At 49.3% G+C, this 15177-nt stretch carries 14 protein-coding genes; 4 read left to right on the forward strand and 10 right to left on the reverse strand.

The genetic code is table 11. The features are described from left to right. Positions 1-12 precede the first annotated feature (12 nt). Positions 13-3237, forward strand: a complete 3225-nt coding sequence (locus tag IEY24_RS13865) for an error-prone DNA polymerase (RefSeq protein WP_188932998.1) — start codon at positions 13-15, stop codon at positions 3235-3237. Here IEY24_RS13865 and IEY24_RS13870 read toward each other — a convergent pair whose 3' ends face one another. From IEY24_RS13870 to IEY24_RS13885, 4 genes are all read right to left on the reverse strand, one after another. Further along, a complete protein-coding gene (locus IEY24_RS13870; protein WP_188933000.1) occupies positions 3238-4002 on the reverse strand; it encodes an oxygenase MpaB family protein in 765 nt (254 codons plus the stop codon). Continuing rightward, complete coding sequence (locus IEY24_RS13875; RefSeq protein WP_188933001.1) at positions 3999-4373, reverse strand: ribosomal maturation YjgA family protein; 375 nt, start codon at positions 4371-4373, stop codon at positions 3999-4001. Before IEY24_RS13875 ends, IEY24_RS13870 begins: the two co-directional genes overlap by 4 nt. 1 nt (position 4374) lies before the next feature. Continuing rightward, a complete protein-coding gene (locus tag IEY24_RS13880) occupies positions 4375-5802 on the reverse strand; it encodes a B12-binding domain-containing radical SAM protein (protein WP_229222269.1) in 1428 nt (475 codons plus the stop codon). Between the two features lie 122 nt (positions 5803-5924). Continuing rightward, positions 5925-6620: a T9SS type A sorting domain-containing protein gene (locus IEY24_RS13885; protein WP_188933003.1), complete on the reverse strand. Its 696-nt coding sequence runs from the start codon at positions 6618-6620 to the stop codon at positions 5925-5927. A gap of 176 nt (positions 6621-6796) precedes the next feature. On the opposite strand from IEY24_RS13885, the gene IEY24_RS13890 reads away from it, so the two are divergent. Next, positions 6797-7090 (forward strand): DUF1330 domain-containing protein, encoded by a 294-nt coding sequence (locus IEY24_RS13890; RefSeq protein ID WP_188933005.1) that lies wholly within the window; start codon positions 6797-6799, stop codon positions 7088-7090. Between the two features lie 9 nt (positions 7091-7099). Here IEY24_RS13890 and IEY24_RS13895 read toward each other — a convergent pair whose 3' ends face one another. From IEY24_RS13895 to IEY24_RS13910, 4 genes are all read right to left on the reverse strand, one after another. Further along, positions 7100-7714 carry a c-type cytochrome gene (locus IEY24_RS13895; protein WP_188933007.1) on the reverse strand — a complete coding sequence of 205 codons (615 nt, stop codon included), beginning with the start codon at positions 7712-7714 and terminating at the stop codon, positions 7100-7102. A 29-nt stretch (positions 7715-7743) separates the two neighbouring features. Then, a complete protein-coding gene (locus tag IEY24_RS13900) occupies positions 7744-8583 on the reverse strand; it encodes a helix-turn-helix domain-containing protein (RefSeq protein WP_188933009.1) in 840 nt (279 codons plus the stop codon). Between the two features lie 244 nt (positions 8584-8827). Next, positions 8828-9562 (reverse strand): metallophosphoesterase family protein, encoded by a 735-nt coding sequence (locus tag IEY24_RS13905; RefSeq protein ID WP_188933011.1) that lies wholly within the window; start codon positions 9560-9562, stop codon positions 8828-8830. Between the two features lie 95 nt (positions 9563-9657). Continuing rightward, complete coding sequence (locus IEY24_RS13910) at positions 9658-10026, reverse strand: hypothetical protein (RefSeq protein ID WP_188933013.1); 369 nt, start codon at positions 10024-10026, stop codon at positions 9658-9660. 58 nt (positions 10027-10084) lie between these two features. Between IEY24_RS13910 and IEY24_RS13915 the strand changes: the two genes are divergently transcribed. Continuing rightward, entirely contained in the window at positions 10085-11053 is a 969-nt protein-coding gene (locus IEY24_RS13915) for a 3-keto-disaccharide hydrolase (RefSeq protein WP_188933015.1), read from the forward strand. A 26-nt stretch (positions 11054-11079) separates the two neighbouring features. Here the strand turns inward: IEY24_RS13915 and IEY24_RS13920 are convergent, their stop codons facing one another. After that, positions 11080-11841 carry a DNA alkylation repair protein gene (locus tag IEY24_RS13920; protein WP_188933017.1) on the reverse strand — a complete coding sequence of 254 codons (762 nt, stop codon included), beginning with the start codon at positions 11839-11841 and terminating at the stop codon, positions 11080-11082. A 124-nt stretch (positions 11842-11965) separates the two neighbouring features. Here IEY24_RS13920 and IEY24_RS13925 point away from each other — a divergent pair, with 124 nt between their 5' ends. After that, the gene (locus tag IEY24_RS13925; protein ID WP_188933018.1) at positions 11966-14473 is read left to right on the forward strand and encodes a phosphocholine-specific phospholipase C; all 2508 of its coding nucleotides are present in this window, start codon (positions 11966-11968) and stop codon (positions 14471-14473) included. Positions 14474-14532: 59 nt separating this feature from the next. Here the strand turns inward: IEY24_RS13925 and IEY24_RS13930 are convergent, their stop codons facing one another. Continuing rightward, positions 14533-14937, reverse strand: a complete 405-nt coding sequence (locus IEY24_RS13930; protein ID WP_188933020.1) for a DoxX family protein — start codon at positions 14935-14937, stop codon at positions 14533-14535. Positions 14938-15177: the final 240 nt, after the last annotated feature.

Below are 15177 nucleotides of genomic sequence, written 5' to 3' on the forward strand. Positions count from 1 at the left end.
CACTTCATCATCATGAATTATACTGAATTACAAGTCACCACCAATTTCAGCTTCCTCCGCGGCGGGTCGCACCCTGAGGAGCTGGTGGAGCATGCGATGGAACTGGGCTACAAATCCATCGCCATCACCGATCGCAACACGCTCGCGGGCATCGTACGCGCGCATGCAGCCACGAAAGGCAAGGATTTCCGTATTATCCCGGCCTGCCGCCTCGATTTGCTCGACGGCCCCAGCCTGCTTGCCTACCCTACTGACCGGGAGGCATACAGCCGCCTATCCGCATTGCTTACAGAAGGGAACCTCCGCACGGAAAAGGGTAAATGCGACCTTTACAAGGCCGATATTTACCGTCATGCAAAAGGTATCAAATTCATAGCAGTAGCGCCATCCGCTTTAAATGAATCTTTCGATTTCGACCCTTCCTTTGCTCAAAACCTGAAAGAATACCGCGAGGAGCTCGGTACCAATCTATACCTCGGCTCCATACGCTCCTACCAGGGCGATGATATGAAAAAACTCTACCGCCTCGACCAGCTTTCACAGCGCTTCCATATCCCACTGGTGGCGACCAACGATGTACATTACCACAACCTGCAAAGACGTGAATTGCAGGACGTGCTCACGTGCGTCCGCGAGAAATGCACCATTTACAACGCTGGTTTCCGCTTGCACGAAAATGCCGAAAGGTATCTGAAACCGGCTGCCGAAATGCAACGGCTCTTCATGAAATTCCCGGAAGCCATCGAACGCACGCAGGAAATCGTGGATGCCTGTCAGTTTTCGCTGAGTAGTTTGAAATATGTGTATCCGGAGGAGTTGACTACGGAGGGTAGGACGCCTTTGCGGGAACTTGAAATTTTGGCCTGGCAGGGAGCAGTTCAACGATTTGGAGCATGCATTCCCCAAAAAGTAGAAGATGCCATTGAATATGAGCTGACATTTATTGAAGAAATGAATTATGCTCCATATTTCCTTACCGTTTACGACCTTGTAAGGTTCGCCAGGTCTCAAAATATTCTTTGCCAGGGAAGAGGCTCGGCAGCCAATTCAACCATATGCTACTGCCTTGGCGTTACCTCGGTAGATCCTGTTAAAATTGATCTGCTTTTCGAACGCTTCATTTCTTCCTCCCGAAACGAACCGCCTGACATCGATGTGGATTTCGAACATGAGCGGCGGGAAGAGGTGATGCAATACATTTATAATAAATATGGCCGGGATCGTGCAGGTATTGTAGCGACTGTCACACAGGTACATCAAAAAGGCGCCGTCCGTGATGTCGCAAAAGCTATGGGAATGTCAATGGACGCTGTTAACCGGCTTTCAAGCTCGTTGTGGGAATTTACAGACGAATGGTTCGACGGCAAACTTATAACCGAGCACGGATTTAATCCCAATGACCCGCATTTAATTAAAATCCTCGATTTGACTAAGCAATACATGGGCTTTCCACGCCAGCTCGGCCAACATACGGGTGGTTTTGTCATTACACAAGGTAAGCTTTCGGATCTCTGTCCAATTCTTAATGCAAGAATGGAAGACCGCACGTGTATTGAATGGAACAAGGATGACATTGATGTATTGGGTTTTCTCAAAATAGATGTGCTGGCATTGGGTATGCTTACTTGTTTGCGCAAAGCTTTTGATTTACTTAAAGAACACTACAATATCATCCATGATCTTGCGAGTATTCCTCCGGATGACGAGGCTGTCTATGATATGATCTGCAAAGCCGATACAATCGGTGTTTTTCAAATTGAAAGTCGGGCCCAACAGTCCATGTTACCCCGGTTAAAACCAAGGTGTTTCTACGATTTGGTAATAGAGGTCGCCATCGTCAGGCCCGGACCTATTCAAGGTGATATGGTACATCCCTATTTAAGGCGACGAGATAAGATTGAAGAAGAAGAATATCCTAGTGAAGAATTGAGGAAAATTTTGGAAAAGACCAAAGGAGTTCCCCTTTTCCAGGAGCAAGCGATGAATATTGCGATTGTTGCCGCCAAATTTACCCCAACAGAAGCAGATGAGCTAAGAAGGAGTATGGCAACTTTTAAGGCCAAAGGAGTTGTATCCAGATTGAGGGATAAGCTGGTATCAGGTATGGTAAAAAAAGGCTATAAGCAAGACTTCGCCGAGCGGATTTTCAAACAACTCGAAGGCTTCGGAAGCTACGGCTTCCCCGAAAGCCATGCCGCCAGTTTCGCGTTGCTGGTGTATGTTTCTTCGTGGATCAAATGCCACCATCCAGATGTGTTTGCGGCGGCACTGCTCAACAGTCAGCCCATGGGTTTTTACCGCCCGGCACAGATCGTGATCGATGCACAGAACCATCAAGTGGAAGTAAGGCCAATCGATATTAATCATTCTTTTTGGGATAATACCCTTGAAAATATTCCTGGTAAGCCATGCGCATTAAGGCTTGGTTTCAGACAGGTGAAAGGATTGAAAGAGACAGAAATGCAGATTCTGACCAACGCCCGCACCCGGCCGTTTACGCATATTCATCAACTCCTCGAAGCCGGCATTTCCCATACCGCATTGGAAAAACTGGCAGATGCCGATGCATTCCGGTCCATCGGCTTCGACCGTCGGCAGGCATTTTGGGAGGCTTCGGCTATGGCCGACCGGCCGATCGGGCTTTTCGAAGGACAAGGTCCTGCCAGCGAGGCGAATGTGGTGTTACCGGAAATGACGCTGTCGGAGCACGTCATTCATGATTATGCGGCGACGTCGCTTTCGTTGAAACAACATCCGGTGAGTTTTGTGCGCGAACAGTTGAATGCGCTTGGTGCAGTGTCCAGCAAAGAACTGGAACATATTAACGACGGTAAAATAGTGAAAGTGGCCGGTTTGGTACTTGTACGGCAAAGGCCCGGAACCGCCAGCGGCATTTGTTTTATCACCGTTGAAGACGAAACCGGTACGGCAAACCTGGTCGTTTTTCAAAACCTTTTTGATACCTATCGCAAAGAAGTGCTCCGCTCCAAATTGCTGATGGTTGAGGGCAAGGTGCAAAAGGAAGGCAGCGTGATACACGTGGTGGTGAGCAAATGCATGAATGCCTCCGGCTTATTGCGGAAACTAGGCCCCACCGAGAATCAGGAACCGGACCTGCTGACGTTGTCGCGGGCCGATGAAAAAGATGAGTACGAGTCCCAGGCCAAAGTCCGGAAGTTGCAGCCCCGCAAAAACGTACAAGCCGAGATTTTCCCGGCCTCCCGGGATTTCCGGTGATTAATGCAGGGTCATATCGAGGTCAATAACCTGCATTTTGTAGTTTTCAGGCAGGAGCATGTTGCGTAGAAATGCGCCCACGCCCATTCGGCGGCTTATTTTATAAACAGGAAGTATCAAATCAAGAAACCAGCCTCGTCCCAGCCCAAGCAATTCATTTACACGGTCGGGCACAATCCGCATCTGGACACTACGCAGCAAATGATACCGGTACCAGCCTAGATGCTTCCTGTATTGTTTGTACAAATCAATTGTAAAGTCACTCTCGATCAGGTTCTCTTGCAAATGCTCCGCACGCATACGCTCCCACGCACGCAGGTTCGCGGGTAGGCCAGGTACGCCCATACCCTCTCCCACCGCACGGAAGACGGTGAATAGCTCTTCCTTTTCTGCGGTTGTGAGCTTTCTTTCGAGCAATTCGAATGACCGAACTGAATAATCAATGAGCATGAAAAGCACATCGCGGTAGGCGCTGTCGGGAATGCGGGCATTGCGGCTGCGCTCCACGCCTTGGTGGATCGAGGCGATCTGATGAATGGCCCGCATGGCATCGTCATGTTCAGAGAACACAATTTGCCTCGCATAACCGACTGTCGAAAAAAGCCTTCCCAGTGGGTCAGCAGGCAGTTTTCCGGTAAAGTAAAGCCAGTCGACCGATTTATTCAATGCAAATTCAGCCGACGCTCCCGCAAAAATAAACAGGATCGTATCAGCCTTCCCCCAGATCTCACGCACTATTGAACCTTCATTCACAAACCATTTCATAATGCATGCCTTTTACCTATCACTATTTCAACTCCCACGACAAACACGATGCCCAATGTGTAAGCAACGATATCCAACCACGAAAAGGTCGTCCCGATGATCGTTCGGGCAACCGCATTGGCTTCCAAACCGAGTATTCTGACGATTTGCAGGTATTGCAACGCCTCTATAAACCAGGAAAACACGAGAACCAACAACGCCGCCGAAAGTATATCCAACCTGGTAACACTCCGCACAATGCAATACAGCAACACAACCACCAGCACATCGCCTCCCCAGGGCCTTACGAAATCGTCATGAACATACACCGCTATCAATACTTCTATAATGAAAATCAGCAGAGCGGCTATCAAATAATATATTCTACGCATTTCAATTCAGGATCAGCGGTTCAGACTTGGTTACTTCGGGATAGTTTGGTTCTCTTTCCCCGCTATTAAACGTTTTGACCTTCGATAAGATAGATTCCAACAACGGTAGCATAGCATTCAATCCCCCTGTTTTAATGATAAAATTCCAAAGCGGTTCAAATTTTTTCCAGCCACCCGAGTATAAAAAATGTTTGGCAATATGCTTCACCGAGTCGTGGTGCAAGCTTGATTTGACGATATTCCTCCAACTGTAAAATGCATCATAGGCCCACCAGTAGCCTTCCTCCAATGCCCCGGCGCTAAGCCCCATTGTTTTATATACTACATGCCGGGTATCGTACCGATCCCAGTCGCGGGTCAGTATCCGTCCGCCAGCCTCCATGTTTTTGTACAATTCCGTACCCGGATACGGTGTCAATATGTGATAAGTCGAAGTAGTAATGCCGTGCTTCACGCCCCAGTCAACCGTTCGTTTGAACACGTCGTTATCGTCTTCGTCCAAACCAAAGACAAAGCTGCCGTTGATCATAATCCCCAGTGAATGCAATCGGTTCACAGCCTTCGCATAATCCATTTCCAGATTTTGTTTTTTGTTGCTTTGCTTCAAATTTTCGGGCGAGAAAGTTTCAAAACCTACAAAAAGACTCCTCAAACCCGCATCCGCCGCCTTTTCGATCAAATTACCTCTTAATATGGCATCCACCGTCGAGGCTCCCTGAAACACGCGGTTCATTCCCCGCATTCCCTCAAAAAGCGATTCCGCGAACTTCGCATTGCCCAGCAAATGATCGTCCAGAAAATACAAATGCCTCCCCGGCAGACGGTCGATCTCCGCGAGGGCGTCATCAACCAGCTGCGTGTAAAAAGTTTTTCCTCCTTCGAAAAACGCGTCTTTGTAACAAAAACTGCAATGATGCGGGCAACCCCTAGTTACAACAATGGAATTGGGTACCAGGTAAAGATGGCGCTTGATCAGGTCTCTGCGAATGGGCGGTATGCCCGCCAAAGTACGAATCGTGGAAGTATAGATTTTCTGAGGCATGCGGTTTTTAAAATCAGCCAGAAAGCGCGGAAACGTATCCTCGCCCGGGCCAATAAAAATACTGTCGGCGTGCGGCATCGCCTCGTACGGAAGCGAGGTTACATGCAAGCCTCCCAAAATAACATAGCAGCCCTTCCGCCTGTATTGATCGGCTATGTCGTATGCCCGAAATGCATTGGTAATGTAAACCTGTATCACCACCAAATCAGGCACGTCGTCGACCAGCAACGTCTCCACGTGCTGGTCTTGCAGGTCGATTTCATCCTCCGGCGACAGGTAAGCGGCCAGCGTAGCAAGCCCCAGCGGCGGAAATAAGGAGTACTTGATTGGCCTCCACAACGGGCTCTCAGCTTCGGTTAATGCCGGCAGGATCATCTTGACTTTCATACCTACTCCTTAATTTTAAAAGTACTTTGTATTGCAAAGTAAAATGAAAATTTTGAATCAAACAAAAAAATGGCCCCGGAAAAACCGAAGGCCATTTACTATTCACAAACCTGACTAAAACATCATTTCAAATCTTCCAGCCGATAACCGAGGTAATCATCGATGATGAGTTTATAATTCAATTTCTTTCTCGGACTGCTGATATGCACGCTATAAGAGCCCTGCCCAAGCTTCGACATGTCGAACCAACGCCCGTAAGCCATGTCCTTGACCTGCTCGTGATAAATTGTGCGTAATTCGCTGTCGACAATGCGGATATCGTAGTTTTCCTGTGCAGGGTTTTTAAGAATCACCTTCATTTTTCCTTTTTGCACAACATACACATTCGACATGGCCGTTTTCAAGTTTACGCTCGGCGCCGCGCCCGGCGCCAACCATTCCGGCTCAGACGAGCCCCGGTAATCTGTCCGGCTATCGGCTACGATATCGTACGCCTTCACTTTTTCAGACAACAATTCGCGAGCCATCAATTTCGCCAGCAGGTTGTCAAAAAGCTGTACATTCCGCTTCGTCAGCTTAACATACTTTCGCGCCATCGATTCCTGGTACAACAAATTGTTATCGCCGTCGAAGAATTGTACCACGGTGTTGCGGGAATTCGGGTCGGTGTGAACCTGCCAGTAACCTTTATCGGATTCTACGTAAGCTTGCGCGGCTGCGTAATGCGCGTCGGCGGACTGCGCGTCGGCGGACACAAAGCTGGCGAGCCAGAGGGCGGGTGCCAGCAAAATAGCAAAATGGATTCTTTTCGTTTTCATGGCTATCAAGGGGTGGAATATTTTTTGAAAAAACACAAAAAGCACTCAATGGGAAGAGCTATCCCATTCCTTATATTGATGGCCATCAATTTGTTTCAAAGAGGATGCTTTAAGTAGTAAAGTTGCAGCGAATGTAAATTCTTTTCGAGATTGGGGCACAAAACAAACCGACAACCATGGTAACGATCACACAATTTGTTTATGTCAAAGAAGGTAAGGAGGAAATCTTTCAGCAATTTGAGTCGCTGGTACTGCCACTGATACCTCAATATAACGGAAAACTGCTCCTGAGGCTGCGTACAGGCCCGGAGCAGTTGATCGAAGGCGAACTCGAGGTGCCTTATGAAGTGCATTTGGTCAGTTTCGAATCGGAGGCGGATTTGGCCGCATACATGACCGACCAGACCCGCGAGCAGTATCTCTATCTGAAAGAAGATTCAGTCCTGAAAGTAATGACCGTAAAACAGTAGCAACGCAGTTCAGGGAGCCGGCGGAATGTACGATGGTACCACATTTGAAACCGGTTTGATGGATTTCAGATAGGCAAAAATGGCCCGCATATCGTCGTCGGCCATATTTACGTAGTTGAACCACGGCATCGGTGGCATGAGCGGACGGCTGTTTTCGAGTCCTTTGAACTTCCCTTTGCGCATAGCGGTGTTGAACTGCTCGAACGACCAGTTGCCAATTCCCGTTTCATCGGGCGTCAGATTGGCAGCAAACGACATACCCCATGGCCCTGCAAATGCAGTGCTCTGCCCGTTGAAAACCACCCATTCTCCCGTTTTGAGGATGCTTTTATCAAACGTGCCCAGCGGCTGGGTGCTGTTGTGCCCCGATAGAAAACGGTCCATATCCGGCGCAGGGCCTTTCGGTGTCATTTTTTTGGGCGCGTGGCAATCCGCACAACCCATAATCGTAACAAGGTACTCTCCCCTTTTCACGGCGTCGTCTTTCGACGCGACAACGACGCTTTCGTGCTTGGTGCTGGTTTCCGACGAGGTAAACGTAACGCCTTTGGGCGCTTCGGATTGCTTTGTAAAGGCACAAATAGACCATACGGCGACCGAAGCAGCCAGGTAAACAAGTTTCATGGTGAATAGATTTAAAGTTTAAAACCGGATCAGGCGAACCTCACTTGCTTTTCGGGTAACCTGAAATATTGATATTGATCCAGGAATATGCTGGTCGGCACTTCCCGGGTAAATTCCTTGAAATCGCGGATAAAATGTGCCTGGTCGGAATAGCCGAATTTATACGAAACGTCGGCCCAATTCGGCGTGGAAGACATGCCGCGAAATGATTCGTAGGCGTTCCTGAACCGGATAATGCGCTGATACATTTTGGGCGTGGTGCCGTAATGGTCTTTAAAAATCCTTTCCAGCTGCCTTTTGCCGATGTACAAATTTTCACTCAAAGCATCGATCGACAACCGGCCCTGCGTTTGACGGATCAGCCGCGTGGCTTCTGAAATGTGGGGTTGTTTCGAATGCGCATTTTTCAAAAGCCCGAGCAGGAACGCTTCCGTAATGCGCACAACCTCACCTATGTCCCGTAGCCCATATACGTTGTCGACAAGCCGGTTTATTTCTTTTCCGAAATAGCTTTCGACGTCGGTGAACTGGTTAAACAGCGGTGCTATCGGCACATTGAACAGTTCCATCGCGCTTTCCGGCCGCAACCGTATCCCGAATTTCCTGCACGAGCCTACTGTTTTCCATTGCACGGCGTCGCGATACAATCCTACGAGAAACGCAGGCGGCAACTTTTCCCATTGTCCGTTAAAAAACGCATCGCAACGATTATCATCCAGATGAAGAATAAGCTCCAACGTCCCGAACGGCATGCAGCGCTGCACCGGCGACTCACGCTCACCCACCGTTTCGAAGCGGTGCAACCAGTAGCACTCCACATATTGCTGTAATTCGGCAGATGGTTTAAATTCCTGATAACCTGAGTTCATCGTTCGCGAAAAGGGCTTTTTGTATTGACGCTACAAAACTAGGGTTATTCTGAAAGCGTGTATTGTAAAAAAGCGACATCCAAAACCTAATTACTTAAAAATGAGGGTATTACTGGGTATTTGAGTTAGTAAGCGGCGATAAAAATGCCCTACGAGCGCCAATCATCGCTCGCAAAGGCATGTGAGAGCAACGCAGCTACGGGTGAATGGAAAGGCCAGGGTTTCAGGATCGGTTTTTTTTGCTTCAATCGACCACGTCAAACCCTTTCCCGTGGTTCAGCACCACGTGCGTACTGACTTTCCTGCCTTCGAGTTCTATAATGCGGTAGCCGTAATACCGGCTGTGAATTACAATCTCCAACGGATTCTTCTCCATTTGTACCGACGCCGCGGGGCTTACGTATTGCGTAATATTTTCTTCTTTGGTAAAATCATCGGTATGATAATGCCCGCTGAAAACTGTGATCTCGCGCCCGCTGCGTACGAGGACATTTTTCACCGCCTCACGATTGAGTAATGGATATTTAAAATCAACTGCCGTGAGAACCTGCAACACAGGGTGGTGAATAAAAAGCAGCACATGCTTAGTGGTAACCAGTTCATTTTCCAGCCATTGCAGTTGCATTTCACTGATTGAATCCGACGAAGAATCGAGGAAAATGTATTTGAAATGTTCATCCTCGGTAGCATGGAACATTTCACTTTTTGTTTTCAGGTATTCCGGAAGATAATGCGGCCGGATATCGGCAAACTGGTCGTGGTTACCGGGTATGACTGTAAAGTCAAAATCTTTAAGCAATGCAAAAAAGCGCTGATACGCGTCGGAATGACCGATATCGCCGGTAAAAATCACTTCCCTGATCCCGCGCGCGCCTACGTCCTGCAAGATCAGTTTCAGATTGGTGTCGGTATCCGAGCCATGTTTCTCCGACCACTCTTCCATTAAATGAATATCCGTTATCTGCGCAATCCGTTTCATAGCCGCTAGTTTGTTTCTATTCAAATTACGCAGAAAATCGCTGCAATAACTGATCCAATTGGACGATTCGGACGGTGCCAATATTGTGGTGCCTTCTAATCGCACCAGTAATAGCGCCTATCCTCGCGATTTGTAGCGAAACTCGCGTAAGCGCCTTTTACGAAAGGACTCGATCGCGCCTCCAACTTGCGGACACCCTTCCATACATAATGGCAAAACAGCCCCACAAGCGACGAGGCTGCGATCCCAGCACACGTCGGTGCGTTCCTACCCCTTTCGTACGATCCCGGAAATCCATAAGCAACCAAAGCAGCCCCCTCCGGCGCTAATACCACCCCAAAAAATGCCGCAGACTGCGCCAGCGCCGACAGTCCGACAACCAGCCGGTTCGGTGGGCCGGGCAAAAACGAGGACACAATCAGTAAAACCAGTAAAATATTTTCGAATGATTGCTTTGCGTTCACACGAGCAACAATTGATTTTTATCTCTAACTTTCACACCCTTTAATACCTAAAAAATTTATGAAGAAATTATTCCAAACCAACCTGTACCGGATTTCCCGGAACTTCATGCTTTCGGCGGGTGCCCTGCTGATGGCAACCTTTTCGACAAAAGCCGACACCGCTCCCCTCGCTTCCTCTCTCGAAGGCCGCTGGGACATTAGCGTGGATGCAAACGGCAAGACGCTGCCATCCTGGCTGGAAGTGCGCCATTCGGGTACCAAAACGCTCGTAGGCCAGTTTACCGGCTTCTCGGGCAGTGCCCGCCCTATTTCCGTGGTACATTTTAACGAAGGCAAATTCGATTTCGCGATCCCGCCACAATGGGAACGCGGCGAGAGCGATCTCAAAGTAGAAGGCACGGTGTCCGGGGATGCCATTACCGGATCATTGACCACGCCCGACGGCAAAACTTACAGCTACAAAGGCGTGCGCGCCCCGGCATTGCGCGGGAAAGCCACACCTGCATGGGGGGCGCCAATCAAACTGACAGCTGGGAATGAGATTAAAGGATGGCACGCGACTGGGGAAAACCAGTGGATCGCAGAAAATGGTATCCTCCGCAGCCCTAAGTCCGGTGCTAACCTGGTTACAGACCAGAAATTCGGCGATTTCAAACTGCATATCGAGTTCCGGATTCCGAAAGGCAGCAACAGCGGCGTGTACCTGCGCGGTCGTTACGAAGTGCAGATCACCGACGGTAAAGGCATGGAACCCGCGCTCGACCAGATGGGCGCAATCTACGGTTTCATTACCCCGAGCGAAATGGTAGCCAAAGAAGCCGGCGAATGGAACACATTCGACATTACGTTGGTGGGCAGAATGCTTACACTCGTCGCGAACGGCAAAACGGTGATCAGCAACCAGGAGATCCCAGGCATTACCGGCGGCGCATTGGACAGCAACGAAGGCGAAGCCGGCCCGCTCTACATCCAGGGCGACCACGGCCCGGTGGAATACCGCAACATCGTGATCACACCCGCGAAATAACCGCTTAGCAATCGCTTAAAAGGCCGCTACCCTGCCCTTTTCAACCCCATATAATGGCTGCGCAAAGGTTTATCGAAATGCTCAATCGAGTACCGCAGCAAGGTCCGGGGCATGGTAGCGGCATATTTATCCAGAAATTTCTGCAACTGCGGCCGGTTGATCTGCCCGGCGCTGCGCAGCATCCAGCCGGTGGCTTTGTGAATGAGGTCTTCCTTATTATCTAAAAGCAGCTCGGCGATCCGGAAAGTATCTTCAATATCCCCTTTTCGGATGAAATACCCGGTAGCAACAATCGCCGTCCGGCGTTCCCAGATGCTGTCGGAAGCGGCCAATTCAAAAAGCACATCCCGCGGCTTGCCTGAAATGTACAAATACCCGCCTACCACATGCGGCGCACAGATATCGACCAGATCCCAATTGTTGATCCTGTGCGTATTTCGCAAATAGAACTCATAAAGCAGTTTCCGCTGATCAAGCGTCGTCTTTTTATTTCTGGCCTGCTTATCGATAATACTCAGCGCCCCTGTTCGGATCTCATGGATGGGGCTTTGCAGCAACAGTTCCAGCTCTTCCAGGGGCATATCAATGTAAGCTTTCGCCATTTCGAAAATCTGCCCCATGCGCACACCCATAAACACATCACCCTCCCCATATTGCCCTTCCCCGGTTTTGAAATAGCGCATGAGTTTCATCGCTTCGACCGGTGAGCGGAATTTTTCGATGTGCTCCACAAATTGCCGGGCCGTCGGATTCAGTGGCTTTTCCTTAATTAATTCAATGGCTGCCATAGAACTGTTGTAATAAGTGCTTTTTCCAAATATAGTGATATAAAAATGATCAAATGATAACCCACGGGTAACAGCCGGTAAAGCCCTCCGCAATAATTTTAACGTCCTAAACTCACCAGCATTCATGGATTCAAGAAGAGATTTCCTTAGAAAAGCTGCCCTGCTCGCGGGTACGGGCGCCATGGCAAATACACTCCCACCCGTGATACAAAAGGCCCTGGCCATCGACCCTGCACCAGGCAGTACATTTTACGATGCCGAGCATATTGTATTCCTCATGCAGGAAAACCGCTCGTTCGATCACCAGCTGGGCATGTTGCAGGGCGTACGAGGCTTCAACGACCCGCGCGCGATCGAGCTCCCCGATAAAAACAAGGTTTGGTTCCAAACCAACAAGGCCGGTGAAACCTATGGCCCTTTCCGCCTCAATGTAAAAGACACGAAGGTCGCCTGGATGGGCTCCATTCCCCACGGCTGGACCGACCAAACCGACGCCATGAACAATGGCAAATACGACCGCTGGCTCGACGTAAAAGCACCTCGCAACAAGCAGTATGCGCACATCCCGCTCACAATGGGCTATTGCGACCGTAACGATTTCCCGTTCTACTACTCCCTTGCCGACGCATTCACCGTCTGCGATCATAACTTCTGTTCGAGCATTACCGGCACGCATCCCAACCGCTATTATTGGATGACCGGCACCGTCCGCGAGAAAAACGAGCCTTCCGGCATTGCGCATTTGTGGAATATCAGCAATTACGAGTATCCCGAACTCACCTGGAAAACATACCCGGAACGTCTGGAAGAAAACGGCGTCAGCTGGAAGGTTTACCAGAATGAGCTCACAATGGGTTACGGTCTCAAAGGCGAGGAAAGCGAGTGGCTGAGCAACTTTGGTACCAATGTTCTGGAATATTTCAAAGCTTACAACGTGCGGTTCCACGAAGGCGGGATCGCCAATCTCGAAAATAAAAGGCAGACCGTCGTGCAGACAATTTCCGATCTTGAAAAGGAATCGGCAACCGACCCGCGGGCAGCGACAAGAGCCGAAGCTGCAAAAAGGCTATTGAAAAACATCGAAACAGCGCAAACGAAGTTCAATAAGGAAACGCTGGCCAACCTTTCGGGCAAAGACAAAAAACTGAATGACAAGGCCTTTACCACCAACATCAGCGACCCGCACTTCCATGAACTGACGGCTATGCAGTACTCGGATAATGGCACGGACCGGACTCTGAATGTTCCCAAAGGCGATATTTTCCATCAGTTCCGCGAGGATGTTAAAAACGGCACATTACCGACGGTTTCGTGGCTGATGTCGCCCGCACGCTTCTCGGATCACCCCGGCGAGCCCTGGTTTGGCCCCTGGTATGTGAGCGAGGCAATGGAGATTTTGCTGCAAAATCCCGAGGTTTGGAAAAAGACGATTTTCATTGTGACTTATGATGAGAATGACGGGTATTTCGATCATTTGCCCCCATTTACAGTTCCAAATCCTTATAAAGAGAACACAGGAAAAGTATCCGCAGGCATCGATCCGAAAATGGATTTCGCATTGGCCGACCAGCAAACGAATCCTTCCGCCAATCCCGCTGGTATCCGTGAAGGTTCAATCGGCCTGGGCTACCGCGTGCCGATGATCATTGCTTCGCCCTGGTCAAGAGGCGGTTATGTCAATTCAGAGGTGTTTGACCATACTTCTTCGCTGCAATTCCTGGAAAATTTCCTTCAAAAGAAATTTAACAAAAACGTGTATGAAGAGAATATTACGCAATGGCGCCGGACGATTTGCGGCGACCTGACCTCGGTGTTCCGGCCCTATAATGGCGAAAAAATCGAGAAGCCGGTTTTCCTGCAGCAAAAACCATTTATCGAAAGCATTCACCAGGCCCAGTTCAAGCAAGCTCCGGAAAATTTCAAAAAGCTCGGGACTACGGAACTGGCGGATCTTAACAAGGACCGCACAAACTCGCCGCTATTCCCAACTCAGGAAAAAGGCGTGCGCCCGGCCTGTGCATTGCCTTATGAGCCATTTGTGAATGCACAAACAGGCAAGTCCGGCAATACGCTTCAATTATCTTTCAAGGCAGGCAACCAGCTTTTCGGAGCCAAATCGAGCGGTATCCCCTTCCGCGTATATGCCATGCGGCCCTACCGCAACGAAACACTCCGCTCCTGGGATTACAGCGTAGCAGCCGGCGATACACTTACGGACGAATTCCAACTCACCGATTTTGAAAACAACACCTACCATATGCGCGTATACGGGCCTAACGGCTTTTACCGCGAATTCATCGGAGGGGCCTCCAATCCGAAACTGAAAGTAAGTTGCGAACATGAGGTAAAATCTTCGAAACCAACGGGTAATGTGCTCGTGAGGATCGAAAACCTGGATTCGAAGCCGCATAGCGTAGTCATCGAAGACAACAGCTATAAAACCGCTGCCAAGAACAAGACGTTCGCTGTTGGCGGCAAGGCTTCGCTTGTGATGGATTTGGGCAAATCATTCCAATGGTACGATTTCAGCGTGAAAGTGAAAGGGCATGAGGGTTATGAAGAGCGGTTTGCAGGACATGTCGAAACCGGTGCCGTTACGAAAACCGATCCGTTGATGGGAGGCGTCGTGTAAGGCCGGGAACGATCATGTTCCCGGCCTGCCAATGCGGTTGATGAAATGTAATCTGACTGTTATTTGGTGAATGGAATTAACGCACGCACCTTCTCATTACGCAAATACAATCCCGCCCACACCAGCACACCAAACACCGAGGCGAAATACAACGGCTGCCCGGCACGTACCATGACCGCAATCGCTCCCCCGAGGTAACCGGTAATCAGAATAGCTCCCAGAATGGATGTGCGCGGGATAATGTAAAGGATCGTCGAAATGAGCAATGCGATCCCGATGCTTTGTACCTGGTCCACAGGCCAGCCCAGTGCGGCCGAACCTTCGACATGATGTGATTCCTTGATCACTTTCCCAACGGCATCAAATAGCAGGAACAGAATGCACAATGCGCTGATGATTTTACCAACGAGAGCGGCTTTGTCGGTACGAGATTTTGCGCCTGGGGTAACAAATGTAGCTTCCATGATTTCTTTTGGTTTATATAGTTTTTGTGACTGATTGGTTGATACAAAACTAATGGGTACCAAAAGGATGGGCGCTGTGTAAATACGGCATTGTTGGGGGGCGTTTGCGCCACCAGCAAAATGTTCTACGCTCTATCAGGCGCAATTGAAGCGTTTGTATTGCGTTTTAGGTTACAAAAAGTAGAAATTATTAGTAACTTGCTTATAACTCAAATTCAAACGTAGCCCGCAGAAACTGAA

Origin of the sequence: Dyadobacter endophyticus, from assembly GCF_014641595.1 — a bacterium.
In the GTDB taxonomy this organism is placed as follows: Bacteria; Bacteroidota; Bacteroidia; order Cytophagales; family Spirosomataceae; genus Dyadobacter; species Dyadobacter endophyticus.

Excerpts from the sequence above, each read along its gene's own strand:
- IEY24_RS13865 (WP_188932998.1), top strand. The coding sequence starts at position 13 with ATGAATTATACTGAATTACAAGTCACCACCAATTTCAGCTTCCTCCGC.
- IEY24_RS13870 (WP_188933000.1), bottom strand. The coding sequence starts at position 4,002 with ATGAAATGGTTTGTGAATGAAGGTTCAATAGTGCGTGAGATCTGGGGG.
- IEY24_RS13875 (WP_188933001.1), bottom strand. The coding sequence starts at position 4,373 with ATGCGTAGAATATATTATTTGATAGCCGCTCTGCTGATTTTCATTATA.
- IEY24_RS13880 (WP_229222269.1), bottom strand. The coding sequence starts at position 5,802 with ATGAAAGTCAAGATGATCCTGCCGGCATTAACCGAAGCTGAGAGCCCG.
- IEY24_RS13885 (WP_188933003.1), bottom strand. The coding sequence starts at position 6,620 with ATGAAAACGAAAAGAATCCATTTTGCTATTTTGCTGGCACCCGCCCTC.
- IEY24_RS13890 (WP_188933005.1), top strand. The coding sequence starts at position 6,797 with ATGGTAACGATCACACAATTTGTTTATGTCAAAGAAGGTAAGGAGGAA.
- IEY24_RS13895 (WP_188933007.1), bottom strand. The coding sequence starts at position 7,714 with ATGAAACTTGTTTACCTGGCTGCTTCGGTCGCCGTATGGTCTATTTGT.
- IEY24_RS13900 (WP_188933009.1), bottom strand. The coding sequence starts at position 8,583 with ATGAACTCAGGTTATCAGGAATTTAAACCATCTGCCGAATTACAGCAA.
- IEY24_RS13905 (WP_188933011.1), bottom strand. The coding sequence starts at position 9,562 with ATGAAACGGATTGCGCAGATAACGGATATTCATTTAATGGAAGAGTGG.
- IEY24_RS13915 (WP_188933015.1), top strand. The coding sequence starts at position 10,085 with ATGAAGAAATTATTCCAAACCAACCTGTACCGGATTTCCCGGAACTTC.
- IEY24_RS13920 (WP_188933017.1), bottom strand. The coding sequence starts at position 11,841 with ATGGCAGCCATTGAATTAATTAAGGAAAAGCCACTGAATCCGACGGCC.
- IEY24_RS13925 (WP_188933018.1), top strand. The coding sequence starts at position 11,966 with ATGGATTCAAGAAGAGATTTCCTTAGAAAAGCTGCCCTGCTCGCGGGT.
- IEY24_RS13930 (WP_188933020.1), bottom strand. The coding sequence starts at position 14,937 with ATGGAAGCTACATTTGTTACCCCAGGCGCAAAATCTCGTACCGACAAA.